This is a genomic window from Flavobacterium sp. YJ01, assembly GCF_029320955.1.
In the GTDB taxonomy this organism is placed as follows: Bacteria; Bacteroidota; Bacteroidia; order Flavobacteriales; family Flavobacteriaceae; genus Flavobacterium.
In genome coordinates, this window is the sequence record NZ_CP119757.1 from 4,224,325 (window position 1) to 4,240,381 (window position 16,057).

The 16,057-nt window shown below is 33.0% G+C and carries 12 protein-coding genes and 1 other RNA gene; 8 read left to right on the forward strand and 5 right to left on the reverse strand.

Going from position 1 to position 16,057, the window contains the following annotated elements; genetic code table 11:
• Window positions 1-2 precede the first annotated feature (2 nt).
• The 6 genes from P0R33_RS18635 to P0R33_RS18660 all read left to right on the forward strand — a co-directional run bounded on the left by P0R33_RS18635 (window position 3) and on the right by P0R33_RS18660 (window position 7,520).
• Window positions 3-1,436, forward strand: a complete 1,434-nt coding sequence (locus P0R33_RS18635; protein WP_276172669.1) for a SusD/RagB family nutrient-binding outer membrane lipoprotein — start codon at window positions 3-5, stop codon at window positions 1,434-1,436.
• A gap of 10 nt (window positions 1,437-1,446) precedes the next feature.
• Window positions 1,447-3,021, forward strand: a complete 1,575-nt coding sequence (locus tag P0R33_RS18640; RefSeq protein WP_276172670.1) for a calcineurin-like phosphoesterase family protein — start codon at window positions 1,447-1,449, stop codon at window positions 3,019-3,021.
• A gap of 1 nt (window position 3,022) precedes the next feature.
• Window positions 3,023-3,931: a glycerophosphodiester phosphodiesterase family protein gene (locus P0R33_RS18645; protein ID WP_276172671.1), complete on the forward strand. Its 909-nt coding sequence runs from the start codon at window positions 3,023-3,025 to the stop codon at window positions 3,929-3,931.
• 41 nt (window positions 3,932-3,972) lie between these two features.
• Window positions 3,973-4,266, forward strand: a complete 294-nt coding sequence (locus P0R33_RS18650; protein ID WP_276172672.1) for a hypothetical protein — start codon at window positions 3,973-3,975, stop codon at window positions 4,264-4,266.
• A 257-nt stretch (window positions 4,267-4,523) separates the two neighbouring features.
• Window positions 4,524-6,545 carry a polyphosphate kinase 1 gene (gene ppk1, locus P0R33_RS18655; RefSeq protein WP_276172673.1) on the forward strand — a complete coding sequence of 674 codons (2,022 nt, stop codon included), beginning with the start codon at window positions 4,524-4,526 and terminating at the stop codon, window positions 6,543-6,545.
• 576 nt (window positions 6,546-7,121) lie between these two features.
• Window positions 7,122-7,520, forward strand: coding sequence for a ribonuclease E inhibitor RraB (locus P0R33_RS18660; RefSeq protein WP_276172674.1), 399 nt, complete (start codon window positions 7,122-7,124; stop codon window positions 7,518-7,520).
• A 232-nt stretch (window positions 7,521-7,752) separates the two neighbouring features.
• On the opposite strand, the gene ssrA is transcribed toward P0R33_RS18660, so the two are convergent.
• Window positions 7,753-8,150, reverse strand: a transfer-messenger RNA (tmRNA) gene (gene ssrA, locus P0R33_RS18665).
• 190 nt (window positions 8,151-8,340) lie between these two features.
• Window positions 8,341-9,543 (reverse strand): serine hydrolase domain-containing protein, encoded by a 1,203-nt coding sequence (locus P0R33_RS18670; protein WP_276172675.1) that lies wholly within the window; start codon window positions 9,541-9,543, stop codon window positions 8,341-8,343.
• Window positions 9,544-9,781: 238 nt separating this feature from the next.
• Here P0R33_RS18670 and P0R33_RS18675 point away from each other — a divergent pair, with 238 nt between their 5' ends.
• Window positions 9,782-10,984 (forward strand): NAD(P)-dependent oxidoreductase, encoded by a 1,203-nt coding sequence (locus P0R33_RS18675; RefSeq protein ID WP_276172676.1) that lies wholly within the window; start codon window positions 9,782-9,784, stop codon window positions 10,982-10,984.
• Between the two features lie 148 nt (window positions 10,985-11,132).
• Here P0R33_RS18675 and fumC read toward each other — a convergent pair whose 3' ends face one another.
• Window positions 11,133-12,518, reverse strand: a complete 1,386-nt coding sequence (fumC, locus tag P0R33_RS18680; protein ID WP_276172677.1) for a class II fumarate hydratase — start codon at window positions 12,516-12,518, stop codon at window positions 11,133-11,135.
• Between the two features lie 420 nt (window positions 12,519-12,938).
• Between fumC and P0R33_RS18685 the strand changes: the two genes are divergently transcribed.
• Window positions 12,939-13,112 carry a hypothetical protein gene (locus P0R33_RS18685; protein WP_026730387.1) on the forward strand — a complete coding sequence of 58 codons (174 nt, stop codon included), beginning with the start codon at window positions 12,939-12,941 and terminating at the stop codon, window positions 13,110-13,112.
• A gap of 72 nt (window positions 13,113-13,184) precedes the next feature.
• On the opposite strand, the gene P0R33_RS18690 is transcribed toward P0R33_RS18685, so the two are convergent.
• Window positions 13,185-15,110, reverse strand: coding sequence for an OmpA family protein (locus tag P0R33_RS18690; RefSeq protein ID WP_276172679.1), 1,926 nt, complete (start codon window positions 15,108-15,110; stop codon window positions 13,185-13,187).
• 12 nt (window positions 15,111-15,122) lie between these two features.
• Entirely contained in the window at window positions 15,123-16,052 is a 930-nt protein-coding gene (locus P0R33_RS18695) for a type IX secretion system membrane protein PorP/SprF (protein ID WP_276172680.1), read from the reverse strand.
• Window positions 16,053-16,057 lie beyond the last annotated feature (5 nt).

Below are 16,057 nucleotides of genomic sequence, written 5' to 3' on the forward strand. Positions count from 1 at the left end.
CAATGAAAAAGATAAAAATTACAGCAATTATCCTATTACTAACAGGAATTACAATTTCCTGCACAGGAAGTTACGAAGAGCTTAACGAGAATCCCAACCTTATTACAGAGATAAGTCCGGGAACTTTGTTAAATCCTATTATTTACGGAATTGCTTCTCAGAATGCCTCTCAAAGTGTAGATGTTACTTTCAATTTAATGCAGGTTTCACTTCCTTTTCCAAGTATTACAGGAGGTTTACACCGTTATGATGTAAGCAACAATATTGGAAACTCAGCATGGAATAATTATTACAAATGGCTAAACAATATCAGAGAAATGCGAATGGCTTCAGTAAAAGCTGGAGACGGCAATTACGAAGCCGTTGCATTAACCCTTAATGCTTTGGTGTACGCCAATCTTACAGATCTTTTTGGTCCAGTTCCTATGACTGAAGCAGCGCGTGGAGAAGATGGAATTTTGTACCCAAAGTATGATACGCAAGAGTTTATTTATGAAACAATTTTGGCAGATTTAGAAAGAGCCAATACACTTTATGATACAAGTAAAGCAATGATTTATACCGAAGATATTCTGTTTCAAAATAATGTTTTGAAATGGAAGAAATTCACCAATTCTCTAAAAATGAGATTGCTTTTACGAGTTTCTAATAGAACAGAAACAGGAGCTTTTGCAAAACTAGCCTATATGGCAGATCATCCTGAAGTTTATCCTGTTTTTACAAATACTGCTGAAAGTGCTATTTTAAAAATTACAGGAGTTGCGCCAAATGTTTCTCCGTGGGGCAGACCTCAAGATTTTAACCTGAATATCAAAATGGCTTCTTTCTTTATTGATAATTTGAATACGCTTGAAGATCCGAGAAGAGCCATAATTGCAACTGGTGCTACAGCTTTGGTTACCAATGCACCAATCGGATTTAAAGGAATTACAAGTGCTTATGCTGGTTCAGATTCTCAGTTCAAATACAATGCTTCAACACTTTATAATGTGCAGGTACAAAACCCAATGCAGATATTTCTTTTAACGTATGCTGAGGTTGAATTTATTAAAGCAGAATTAGCGCAACGTGGTCTTATTGCAGATGCTGCAGGACATTATGAAAAAGGAGTAAGAGCAGGCATAGAACAATTAAAAGCTACAACTCCAACCACTTATTTCAATAAACCAGAAGCGCAATATGATGGAACTTTAGAAAGGATAATGTTGCAAAAGTATTATGCTTTATATTTTACAGATTATCAGCAATGGTTTGAATATCGCAGAACAGGCTTTCCTGTACTGCCAACAACAACCGCAATGTTAAACAATGGAGTTATGCCGTCAAGGTTTACTTATCCGGATAATCAGCAAATCAAGAATACCGAAAACTATCATAAAGCAGTTGAAATGGTTGGAGGAGATAATATCAATACAAAAGTTTGGTGGGATAAATAAAAAGTAAAAGATGAAAAAGACATTTATATATAGCGCAATACTGTTTTGTGGTGTTTTAACAGCGCAAACAACCGTAAAAGGAATCGTATTTGAAGATTTAAATCAAAATGGTAAAAAGGAAAAAAAAGAAAAAGGAATTGCAAATGTTGCCGTAACAAACGGTCGAGAAGTTGTTGTAACCGATAAAAAAGGAAACTACGAATTGCCATTGCAAAACGATGCCATTATTGCCGTAATCAAACCTTCTGGGTATAAAATTCAGGTTAATAAAGATAATCTGCCTCAGTTCTTCTATAATCATAAACCAGCGGGTTCTCCTAAAGGAAAGTTTGAGGGAGTTGCACCAACAGGAAAATTGCCAGAATCTGTAGATTTTGGATTGCTTCCGCAGAAGGAGACCAATGATTTTACGGCTCTTATTTTTGGAGATCCGCAGCCTTATAATCTAGAAGAAGTTGATTTTTTTGCGAGAGGAATTGTTGCCGAAGTTGAAGGCATTAAAAACATTCCGTTTGGATTAAGTATGGGAGATTTGGTTGGAAACGATCTTAGCTTATTCAATCCATACATTCAAGCAGTAAAAAAAATCGGAATTCCGTGGTACAATCTTTTAGGAAACCATGATTTAAATTTTGATGCCAAAGAAGATAATTTGGCAGATGAAACCTACGAAGCTCATTTCGGACCTGCAAATTATGCTTTCAATTACGGAAAAGTGCATTTTATTGTAGTTGACGATGTTTTGTATCCAGATCCAAGAGATCATGAAGGATATTGGGGCGGATTTACAGACGAACAAATGCAGTTTATTGCAAACGATCTTAAAACAGTTCCAAAAGACAATTTAATTGTGTTGGCTTTCCATATTCCGATAAGCGAACCTGACAGTAAAGACGATTCTTTTAGAGATGAAGACCGTCAAAAATTATTTGAATTGTTGAAAGATTTCCCAAATACACTTTCGCTTTCGGCGCATACACACATGCAAAGACAAGATTTTTTCGAAAAGAAAGATGGCTGGTTACAGGAAACTCCACATCATCATTATAATATCGGAACAACATCTGGCGATTGGTATTCAGGAAAATTAGATGAGAAAGGAATTCCAATTTCGGTTATGCGAGACGGAACTCCAAAAGGTTATGCTTTCATTCATTTTAATGGAAATAAATATACTGTCGATTATAAAGTAGCGGGAAAACCAGAAAATTATCAAATGAAAGTTTTTGCTCCAAAAGTGGTAGCCAAAGCAAAACGCACCAAATCTGGCGTATTTGCCAATTTTTTCATGGGAAGTAAAAAAGACAAAGTTCTTTACCGAGTAGATCAAGGAGATTGGAAAGAAATGGAATATGTAGAAGTGCAAGATCCATCTTATGTAGAATTGGTTTACGAATGGGAATTATCTGAAGTGCTTATGCCTGGAAAACGTTCTTCAGATCCTGAAAAAAGTACGCACGTATGGAGAGGAAATATTCCTTCTGATCTTGCTATCGGAGAACATGCAATTGAGATTAAAGCGACAGATATGTTTGGTAAAACGCATACTGCAAATACGACTTACAGAATTGATAAAGTGAAATAAAATGCTAAAATTCAAAAAGATACTCTTTGTTTTAACGGCTGTATTATGTTCATATTTCGGTAATAGCCAAAATGCAATTGCATCGAAAAGAACGATAGAAGTACAGGGACATCGCGGCGATCGCGGTAATTTTCCTGAGAATTCTATTCCAGCTTTTATAAGTGCTGTAAAAAAAGGTGCAGATGTTGTAGAATTGGATGTCGTGATTTCTAAAGACAAGAAAGTAATTGTTTCTCATGAGTCTTTTATGTCTTCGCAATATATGCTTGATAGCGAAGGAAATCCAATTACTAAGGAAAAAGAAAAGAGTTATAACCTATACGAAATGACGTATGACAGCATTAGAAAATTTGACGGCGGTTCAAAAGGAAATACTGCTTTCCCGATGCAGCAGAAACAAAAAACGTATAAGCCTTTATTGTCAGAAGTTATAGATAATGTTGAAGAGTTTATTGCCAAAAACAATTTGAAACCAGTTCGATACAATATCGAAATCAAATCTGAAAAATCGGATTACGGCAAAAGACAACCAGAACCAGAAGCTTTTACAGATTTGGTGATGAAAATCATTAAAGAAAAACGTGTCGAAAAGAAAATCAACATTCAATCTTTTGATCCGACTGTTTTAAATGTGATGCACAAAAGATATCCAAAAACAAAAATTGCTTATTTGGTTGGAGAAGGCAGCATAGCTAAAAATCTCTCTCTGCTTGATTTTAAACCAGAAATTTACAGTCCGCATTATAAATTGTTAAACCAAACAGAAGTCGATTCACTTCGATTGATGAAGATGAAAATTATTCCTTGGACCGTTAATGATGACAAAGCAATTGACAATATGATACAGCTTCAGGTAGACGGAATAATTACGGACTATCCTGAAAATGTATTGCAAAAACTGAATTTGTAAAACAATATTTTTTGAATAATTAATTTAATAAAGAAAATTTAATGAATGGAATAAGCGCCAGAGAGCATCGGACTATTGCGGCGGCCTTTGATAAATTTGAATCTATGTCTTCGGTATTTTCTTATGTATTAGAAGAATCACAAGATTCAGAGATTCGAGAAGGCATGGAATCGCTGGAAAAGTTATATGAGCAGTATAATAAGCTTTACAGTGAACTCGAAAAATGTATTAAAGAATATGAAGGAAAGAAAAAAAGAGTGAGAATGGCTGTAAATAAAGGAAACCGAAAATTGCTTTCTGAATTGCAAAAAAATCCACCGCTATTAAATTTTTAATTTCAATTATCAAATAAATATAATCATGAAACCTTCAAGCGTTTAAGCTTGGAGGTTTTTGTGTCTTTCACCTTTCTTTTAACTGTTGTCAATTTTTGAAATACAATTTCAGCACAAATTGCTAAGATAATATTATGTTATCAATAGATTATTTTTTGGTTAATTGCTTGTTTTTCTGATGAAATAGAAGAAAATTAATGACTTTAATTTACGAAGTTAGTATTGTTAATTCAGTTTTAACCCTCAAAATATAAAACGTGCATAATCATCTTATTCCATCGGAAATCTCTTGGCTTTCTTTCAATAATTGTATTTTGGATGAAGCAGAGGACTTAAATAATGCAGTATATGACAGAATTAAATTTCTGGCTATTCATTCTTCTAATCTGGATGAGTTTTTCAGGGTTAAAATAAATAAGCTGCAAAAAAAGAAGACGAAGAAAAACAGCGATCTATTAGAAGATGTGCTAAAGGAAGTAAATCTGCAGCAAAATAGATTTGGAAAAATATGGAGTTATTCCATTCTTACTGAATTAGCCTTAAATGATGTCATATATTATGAGTACCAGGAATTGTTGCCAGAACATTTAAATGAAATTGAATATTATTTTAAAAGTATTATTCTTTCTTATATTCAGGTTGTTTACATTACTTTAAATCAGCCAAAAACTTATTTTTTAAATAACCGAAGTTTATACTTTTTAGTAAAAATAAAAGACAGTAAAGGCAATTATAATTTCGCTTATTTAAATATTCCATCAGATAAACTGGAACGTTTTAAGCAGTTGCAAAGCATAGAAAATACACATTATATTATTTCAATCGATACCATAATTAGAAAATGTTTAACATTGATATTTACAGGATCCAAAATCATTTCTTGTAATGCCATAAAATTAAATCGTGATGAAAATTATCTGATTGAAGACGAAAATACAGGAGATTTAATAGCTAAAATTGAAGAAAAAATCGAAGAACGAAAACGAGGTTCTGCGACAAGATTTCTTTACGATTCGAATATGGATGCAGATTCTTTTTCGGTTTGTAAAAAAGCCTTCAAACTTTACAAAAGTGAAATGATAAAGGGCGGGAGTCATCATAATTTTTTCGATTTATTCAAATTCCCAAATCCAGTTAAGCCAAAATTACAGGGAAAGTATTATCCTAATCTGCCTCATTTGCCATTTGAAAACACTATATCAATTTTTGATGTTATTAAAAAGCAAAACCAATTACTTCATTTTCCTTATCAATCGTATTATTATGTACTTCAGTTTTTTAATCAGGCAGCAATTAATAAAAATGTTACCGAAATTAAAATTACTCTTTACCGTATTTCTTCTCAATCCCTAATTGCAAATGCTTTAATAAGCGCTGCAAAAAATGGGAAAAAAGTTACCGTTTTTGTTGAGGTAAAAGCACGTTTTGATGAACATAATAATTTGTTCTGGTCTAAAGAAATGAAAAACGCTGGTATCAAAATTATTCAAAGTCTTCCTAACTTAAAAGTGCATGCCAAAGCTGCTTTGATTACAATGAAAGACAAATATGGTAATAAAAAGAATTATGGTTATCTGTCAACAGGAAATTTTAATGAAAGCACGGCAAATGTCTATTCTGATTTTGGTTTTTTTACAGCAGAAACAGCATATACTAATGATTTAAAGAAAGTATTTTCATTTTTAAAAACCAAGAAAAAAGGCACAGAGCCAAAACATATTTTAGCCGCTGGTTTTAATATGAAGGAAAAATTACTCGAATTGATAGATGTTGAAATAAAAAATAAAAAAGCAGGGAAACAGGCTTCCGTATTTTTAAAAGTAAACGGACTCGATGAGAAAGACATAATTGATAAACTTATTGAAGCAAGCAAGGCAGATGTTGAAGTTACCTTAATAGTCCGTGGCATTTGCACATTGCTGCCAGGAATAAAAAAAGTATCTGAAAACATAAAAATCTATCGAATTGTAGATATGTTTTTGGAGCATTCCAGAATTTACAAATTTGCCAATAACGGTCAGGAAAAAATCTATTTATCTTCTGCCGATATGTTAAGCAGAAATTTAAACAGAAGAATAGAAGTCGCTTTTCCATTATATGATGAAAAGCATATTGAAGAGATAAATAAAATAATTCAGTTGCAGTTAGAAGATAATATCAAAAGAAGAATTATAAATAATCAGGGTAATAATGAATTAGGAATTGAAGATAAAGAAATTCCAAGACGAGCGCAGACTGGTATTTACAATTGGATTGCTAATGCTAATAGAATATCCTAAATTAATTTTAAAAAGTCGGAACATATTTTTGTAAAATCTTCTGATCCTATTTTCAGCCGAATAGTTTTTAGTGCTTTTTTAAAAATATTCCATAATCAGAGCCTTATCAAAAGCAGGTAAATTGGTTTGAGTTATCTGTGGCTTTACTCATATTTAACTCTAAAGAAAAGAAATTTAACACTGAGGATTCTTTTAATCTCATCAATAAATAAAATGTAGATTTGTAAATAATTCTTAATCAGTTGTTTACTTATGTTATGCTAACACAATTATTGTAAATGTAGACTTTGAAATTTTTCAATTATATAATTACAAGCAGATTTAATATTTAAAGTGCAAATGGGAAAATTAATTAAAAAGTTTTTTGTTTTTTAAAGCCTTGATTTTTAGTTTTTTAATGTTTAAAATTGGTTTTGATTTTTGTATTTAATAAGGAAAAAGCTCAAGTATGAGATCGGATTGGTTTAGCTCCTATTTGTTTCATTGTTAAGTTTTTATTACCAGCATTTTTGTGATATGATATTTATCTATGTTTGTTTTAAAAAGTAATATTAATAATAAGCCGATAAAATAAATATGTTAAGTTTTCTAAAGCCAAAAAAACAAAAAAGATTAGTTTCTGATAATGATTTTAATGCAAATTTAGTGAAGCATTACAGACTTGCAACGGAATCTCTTGTTAGTCTGCGAGATGCTGGAATTGAAGAAGAAGATGAATTAAGAATAGATTTCTTTTTTTACGCTGATACCCGTCAAAAAGCTGAAGCATTAGAAATGGGAATCCAAGAGAAGGATTTTAGCGCGAATTTTGAAACTGCACTGCATGATAAAAATCTTTTTATAATTTCTGGAAAAACAGGAAAGATTAAAATGATGCATGAAACCTTAAGTAAATGGGTTACTGAAATGTCTGAATTAGGATATGGTAATGACTGTATTTTCGACAGCTGGAGCATTGATTCTGAGTTGAAATAGCCCAACTTAGTATCTATAGAATTGAATTTTTACAAATAGAATAGAGGCGTCTTTTTTTAAAAGGAAGATCTTATTTAATTTCAAGAAAATTTTAGAATAAAATTTTGATGAATTGGTGACAAAATAGTTTATTGCTATGTTTTTTTAGTGATTTATCAACAATAAAAACACCAACGAAATTGCCAACCAAAAAAAAACAAAAAGCCTGTAAACATTAAGTTTACAGGCTTTTTTGTGGAGTCGCCGAGAATCGAACTCGGGTCCAAACAAGCAACTAAAGAGCTTTCTACACGCTTATTTCCTGATTAGATTTTCGATGTTAAGCTAGGCCAGAAACAGCCACCGAACACTTATCTTCTTAATTTTCGAAACCCACCCGAAGCTCATGGATATCTAGGTTTATTTTTACGGTTCCCCTGAACGGAACGCCACAAACCAAGGCTTTCCAGGAGAATCCAGCTTCTCTACCTTGTAGAGACGTGGCGCAATCGTACTATGATTCGGATTATGCAGCTAAAGCGTAATTATTTTCGCCGTGTAAAAGTTCGAGATCTTATATTTACGAGCAAGGTCTCAATGCTCGACGTGCTTACTGTTCAATTCGACTTGCTGTCAAAACCAGTCGACCCCAAAAATAAGTCTGCAAATTTAGAGTATTTGAAATTACTTTCTATTAAAATTTTTAAAAAAAAGTCATAAAGTCAAAAGTCGAAAGTCAAAAAGTCAACCAAATGTTGTAGAAAAAATAATATAGACATCATTTTTAAGACTTTACAACTTTCGACTTTTGACTTTTGACTTTCGACTTTCGACTATAATCTTACTCTTCGTCTTTAAAATTAAAAGGATAATCTCCAAATATTGGCGCTAATTTGCGGACAGCATACGTATTTCTCGTCATCTTGTTTGAAAGCGCAATAATTGTAACGCCTTCTTTCATTAAAGTAATGTAAGATGAAGTGTTTCCGTGCCACCAACCGTTATGAAAATAGAAATTTTGTCCCGTTTCCCAGTTGATCATTCTAATTCCAAGACCATAATTTTTAGTTCCTTTTCGCTCATTGCTATAACCTGTATAAACTTGTTTTAGTAATTCAGGTTTTAAGAAATCTGGCGATTGTCTTGCACGATCAAATTTTAAAAGATCTCGTGCTGTAGAAAATACGTTTTTGTCACCATAAACATTATCTAAATAGTCAAATCCTATTTCTACGCCATTTCCTTTATAAGAAGGAACAATTTTTTTTCGGTCTTTATCATCGTCAAAAACATAGGTGTTTTTCATTCCAAGAGGTTTGAAAATCATTTCTGACATTGCTTCTTTATAACTTAAACCAGTAATTTTTTCTATAATAAGAGCCAACATTGCATAATTGGTGTTGCAATAACTAAAACGTGTTCCTGTCTTAGATTCTAACCCAATATCTTTTGTTGCCAGAATGTCAAGAATGTCTTTGTTAGTCAATTGGTTATGGCGATCCCAGATCGATTTATCTCGATCTGTAAAATAAGCATAATTACGCATTCCGGTACGATGACTTAGCAACATTCTAATGGTGCAATCTTCATAAGGAAATGTTTTTAGAATCGTATTTACTTTTTGGTCCAAATCAATTTTACCTGCATTTACCAATTTTAAAATGGCAGTTGCAGTTAAAACCTTACTCACCGAGGCAATCTGAACTGGGGTTTCTGCCGTTATTTTTGTTCCTTCATTTTTATTGGCAAATCCGTTGTATTTTTCAAAAATTATCTGACCATTTTTGGCTACTAGAAAGCTTCCGTTCATGGTATTATTAGGCCAGTTTTTATTATAAAAGTGATTTATTCTACCAACAACCGAGTTTATATAGGCCTGAGAAATTTTCTTTTCTGCGCCTAAAGGCTTCATTTTAGGTAATGTATCTTCGACTGTTTGTGTAGTATCTGTTGCTGTTTTTTTGTTTTGACCACATGAGCTTAAAACTAATACTGAGAAAAGTATTTGTGGTATCTTTGTTTTTTTAAGGAAAATCATTTGCATCGTTCTTTAAAAACAAATATATCGAATTCAATTTTGTTGTTTTCTCAATTCTGAGGCTTTAATTTGCGGTTTTTAACATTTTTTTAAGAGTTGTAAAAATTAGTCGTTTGTTTTTCAGGTTTTAACGAATTTGAAGCATTCTAAATAGAATTTTAGAAACAAAATTTTAACTAAATTTGTTATATTTGAAACAAATACTGTTTTAAAAGTTATATTATTGAATATTAAAATTACTAAAATGAAGTTCGGAATTATAAAAGAAAGAAAAAATCCACCAGATAGAAGAGTTGTATTTTCTCCTGATGAATTAGCAAAATTAAAGCAGGTTTATCATCAAGCTTCAGTTGAAGTTGAAAGTTCTGATATTAGGATTTTCAGTGATTCAGAATATAAAAATATGGGAATTACGGTTACAGAAGATATTTCAAGCTGTGACGTTTTATTTGGTGTGAAAGAAGTTCCAATCGAAAATTTAATTCCAAAAAAAGCGTATTTTTTCTTTTCTCATACCATTAAAAAACAGCCTCACAACAGAAAATTACTTCAGGCGATTTTAGAGAAAAATATCGATTTATACGATCATGAAACCATTGTAGACGAATTGGATCGACGTTTAATTGGTTTTGGAAGATATGCTGGAATGGTTGGAGTTTATAACGGAATTAGAGCTTTCGGAATTAAATTCGAATTATTTAAACTTCCAAAGGCAGAAACTCTTTCTGGAAAAGAAGATTTAATAAAGCATTTAAAGCGAATCACAATGCCAGCCTTGAAATTTGTAGTTACAGGCACAGGAAAGGTTGGGAGCGGAGCTAAAGAAATTTTAGATGCCATTAAAATAAAAGAAATTACAGTTGATAATTATTTGACTAAAACATATGCCCAAGCTGTATATGTACAATTGGATGTTTTAGAATACAATAGAAGAAAAGATGGTCAGGTTTTAGATTTTACCGATTTTATTCAGCATCCTGAAGAATACGAATCTGATTTTGAGAAATTTACGAAGGTTTCCGATATTTATTTTGCTGGACATTTTTATGCAAGCAATGCGCCCATGATTCTAACAAAAGAAATGCTGAATGCAAGTGATTGCAAACTAAAAGTGGTAGCCGATATTTCGTGTGATGTAAACGGACCAATTGCATGTACAGTTCGTTCTTCAACAATTGCAGAACCTTTATATGGATATTTTCCTTTAGAAGATAAAGAGGTAGATTTTTTCCATCCCGCAGCCGTTGCGGTTATGGCGGTTGATAATTTGCCTTGCGAAATTCCAAAAGATGCAAGTATTGGTTTTGGAGAACAATTTATGGAACACGTAATTCCTGCTTTCTTCAATGGAGATAAAGACGGAATTTTAAAACGCGCTAAAATTACTGAAAACGGAAAATTGACAGAACGATTTAGTTATTTGCAGGATTATGTTGATGGGAAATAGTTTTTTTTGTTTCAAGTTTCAGGTTTCAAGTTTCAAGTTAAAAAGGGGAAAACTTTTAAAAGTTTTTCCCTTTTTAACTAAGTTGATCTTTATTCATTCAGTATTTCAACTTCAAACCTGAAACAAATCAAACTTGAAACAAAAAATCTTAAACCATATCTTCAGGTTTCACCCAAGCGTCAAAATCTTCTGCGGTTACGTATCCTAAACGAACAGCTTCTTCTTTAAGAGTAGTTCCGTTTTTGTGAGCCGTTTGAGCGATTTCTGCTGCTTTATAATACCCAATTTTAGTATTTAGAGCAGTTACAAGCATTAGTGAATTATCAACCAATTCTTTGATTCGTTTGTAGTTTGGTTCTATTCCTTGCGCACAATGTTCGTCAAAAGAAACACAGGCATCGCCTAATAATTGCGCCGATTGTAAAAAGTTTGCCGCCATTACAGGTTTAAAAACATTCAATTCATAATGTCCTTGCATTCCGCCAACCGCAATCGCCATATCGTTTCCGATTACTTGAGCGCAAACCATTGTCAAAGCTTCACATTGCGTCGGGTTTACTTTTCCTGGCATAATAGAAGATCCTGGTTCGTTTTCAGGAATGTGAATTTCTCCAATTCCAGAACGTGGTCCAGAAGCCAACATTCTTACGTCGTTAGCAATTTTATTTAAAGAAACGGCCAATTGTTTTAATGCTCCGTGTGTTTCTACAATGGCATCGTGTGCCGCAAGTGCTTCAAATTTGTTTTCAGCAGTTACAAACGGATGATTTGTAAATTGAGCAATATATTCGGCAACTTTTACATCGTAGCCTTTTGGTGTGTTTAATCCAGTTCCTACCGCGGTTCCGCCAAGCGCGATTTCAGATAAATGTGCTAAAGTATTTTTTAAGGCTTTTAATCCGAATGCTAATTGAGAAGCATAACCAGAAATTTCTTGACCAAGTGTTAATGGTGTTGCGTCCATTAAATGTGTACGTCCAATTTTTACAACATCTTTAAATTCATTGGTTTTTTTCACTAAAGTGGCATGTAGTTTTTCAACTCCCGGAATTGTAGTTTCTACAACCATTTTGTACGCAGCAATGTGCATTCCAGTCGGAAAAGTATCATTTGATGATTGCGATTTGTTTACGTCATCATTTGCTTTGATAAATTGTTCGCCTTCGCCAATTTCAAAACCTTTTAGAACTTGAGCACGATTTGCAATTACTTCGTTCACATTCATATTACTCTGTGTTCCAGAACCGGTTTGCCAAATTACAAGTGGAAACTGATCGTCTAGTTTTCCTTCAAGAATTTCATCGCAAACAGCGGCAATTGCATCTCTTTTTTCTATCGGTAAAACACCTAAATCGTAATTAGCATAAGCGGCAGCTTTTTTTAAATAAGCAAAACCTTCAATAATTTCTTTAGGCATAGAACCCGAAGGTCCGATTTTGAAGTTATTTCTTGAACGTTCTGTTTGCGCACCCCAATATTTATCGGTTGGGACTTGAACTTCGCCCATGGTGTCTTTTTCTATTCTGTATTTCATTTTGTTGTATAATATGTTGTTTGTAAAAATGTATTCTGTGAAATTTGTAAATATCCGTTGAAGTGATTGGAACACTGATGGAACAGATTTACTTCGTAAAAACGCGGATTGAAACGGATTTTTTTATTTTTAATCTAAAATTTCTTTTGAAAACGAAAAATTAGCCCCGATAGAAGTGAAAATCCTTTTATGTTTTTTCTTTAAAAACATAAAAGATTGTAACGGATAGCGGGAAATAGCTCCTTAAAATACTCATATTCTTTTAATTTAAGCACTTGAATAATATTCGGAAAAAATCCTTATTTAAAATGAGTATAAATATACGGATAAATGTTATTTAACGAAAATTGATTTAGATTTTATTGCTGAGAAAAAATATATACCCTACATTTGTCCTAACATTCAAAAATTCCGGAAAACATGTTTGAATTTTCACAGTACTTAGGCTTTTTACTTTTCTTAACCATTCTTACTATAGGATTTTGGTTAATGTTTTTCTTGGTTGGTTTCGTATCTTATTGGGTTACTGGAGCAAGCTGGGAAATGTTCAAAGAAAAGAGAGCTAAAAGAAGACAAGAAGAACAATCTATTTAATTTTAGATTGATGTCATAAGAAAAGGACCCGTTTATACGAGTCCTTTTTTTTATTATAAATTATTCTAGATTTTACATTTTTGTAATGATAAATTCACTTCTTCGATTCATTTGATGCTGTGCGTCGGTACAAGGAACACCATTCGAACAATTGTTAATCAATTGAGTTTCTCCATAACCAATGGCGCTTTCTATGCGTTCTGCTGCTATTCCTTGCGAAATAATATAATCTCGGGTTGCTTTTGCTCTTCGATCGGAAAGTTCTAAGTTGTATTGATCGTTGGCACGAGAATCGGTATGCGATTCGATTTTAATCACGACAGTTGGATATTGTGTCATCAGGAGAACAACTTTATTTAGTTCTATTGCAGCATCATAACGAATGTCAGACTTGTCTAAATCGAAGAAAATAATTCCGATTTTGATTTTAAGAAGTCCATTTTCGCGGGCAATTAATGCAGGATCTAAACCAACAAGTGCTTCGGTTTTTCCAGAACTGTTTGCGGTTATAACTGCTTTGGTATTATTGTTATAATTTTCTTTTGAGACTTCAATGGTATAAGGCATATTGCAATCTACATTATTATTAAAATCATATTTTCCGTCAAGCTGAGAAACAGTTTCTGCGACTTTTATTCCGTTGGCATTTTTTAAGGTTACCATAGCACCAGCGATTCTGTTGTTTGAAATAGCATCAAAAACATAACCGTTTATCGCTTGATTACAAGAGCGTTCAAACGAATAAATATCGTCATCGCCTTTTCCTGTTTTTCTGTTCGAACAAACAAAACCTTTATTGGTTGCTTCGTTAACGATATAACCAAAATCATCTCGATTGCTGTTTAATGGCGCGCCTAAGTTAGCTGGAATATCAAAAACACCTTCATTTATTCTGCTTTCGAAAACATCCAAACCTCCTAAACCTAAGAATCCATCAGAAGAAAAGTAAAGTGCCTGATCGGTAATGTAGGGAAACATTTCGCGACCAGTAGTATTTATTTTTTCGCCCAAATTTTTTGGTTCCGAAAATTGATTATTTCCTAAAATATCAACTACAAATATATCTGTCGAACCAATTGTTCCCGGCATATCAGAAACAAAATACAGCTTTTTGCCGTCTTTGCTTACAGAAGGATGACCAACTGAATAATTATCGCTGTTAAAAGGCAGTTCTTTAATGTCTGTCCATTGCGTTTTTCCGTTTTGATTTTCTACAGCTGTAGCCGAGTAAATTTTGAGATTATTAATGCCTTTGCTGTCGCGTTTTAGTTTTCCGTTATAATTGTTTCGCGTAAAATATATTGTTTTTTCATCTGGAGAAAAGGCAATGCAAGCTTCGTGATATTGCGTTGTGATTTCCTTTCCGAAACGCTCTTTAAAAGTCACATTAGATTGTGTTTCGCTAATTTTTCCTAACTGCATATTTAAATAAGGCTGATCGTTCCAACCGTATTTGTCTGTTTTTACATAAGAAGAATCAATTGTGGTAGAATATACCAAATCGCCTTTATAATACATTGGAGCAAAGTCAGAATAGGCAGAATTGATTTCTAAATTTTCGAGAATAAAAGAGGGTTTAATATTTTCAATATCTTCAAGAGTTATATTTTTAAGTGAAAAATTTTGCGCTCTTTTATCGTTTGCTTTTTTTTCTGCGAAAGTTTTCATCCATTTTTTGGCGAGTTCATAATTCTGAATTCCCTGCAATGATTGTGCATAACGAAATAAATATTCTGCTGAAACCTCGTTTGGATATTCTGCAATTAATTTTCCATACCATTTAGACGCACTTGTCATTTTGGTATTAAAATAATAGGCATCTCCAAGCCTCTGAAGTATTTCTTTTGAATTATCACCATTATTTATCGAGAACTCATAAGACTTTGCTGCTTCAACATAATACATTTTGTCAAAAAGTGCATCGGCAGTTTTGTTTTTGGTTTGTGAGTAAATCAGCTGAAAAACCAATATTGCGAGTATAGTAATTGTTCTTTTCATAGACTATCCGTATTAAAAGAATCTTGGTGATTTTAGTCCCTTTTTACGAGAAACCAGTTCAAATCGAAGTACAATTTCGTGCGTACCGCTATTGTAATTCTGTAATTCTGTTGTGGTGTAATCATAAGAATATCCGACCATAAACATTGGTGAAATCTGAATTCCTGCAAGTGCACTTACAGAATCTGATGTACGATAAGAAGCTCCTAAAGTAAAAGCATTGTTGAACATGAAATTAGCGGAGAAATCGGCAATAATAGGAGCACCAGCAACATATTTGACCAAAACGGCTGGCTTGAATTTAGTATGAGCCGAAAGATCGAAAACAATACCTCCAATAAGATACAAGTGTATTCTCTGATTGACTAAATCTTCACTAATCTCATCGTAAGTATAACGTTCTTTGGTCATAAAATTCGGAATAGAAAGTCCGATATAATCTCTTTCGCCGTGCCAATACAATCCTGCGCCAACAACAGGAAGAAATTTATTGGTTATGTTTTCGCGAAATTGCACATCAGGATCTCTGTAACTTCCTTTCGACCAATCGATATTAATAACGCGTCCGCCACCTTTTATTCCGAATGAAAGTTTATGTGTTTCGCCAGATTTAATGGTATAAGAGAAATTGGCATCTAAATATTGTTCTTCAGAAGGACCTATTTCTTCGTTTACGATAGAAAGCCCTAGACCAACATTTTTTCCGACAGGCGTATCTAATGAAAAACTTTGAGTATCTGGAGCGCCTTCAATTCCTACCCACTGTGTTCTGTAAAGTCCAGTTATGGTTAAATGCCCTAATGAACCTGCATAAGCAGAATTCACGGTCAATGTATTATACATGTACTGCGTATATTGCGGATCCTGTTGCGCCAAGGCTTTGTATCCTGAAAATAGAATCAGAGTAATTATCGCGAAAACCTTTTTTATATTTTTAATCATAGCCA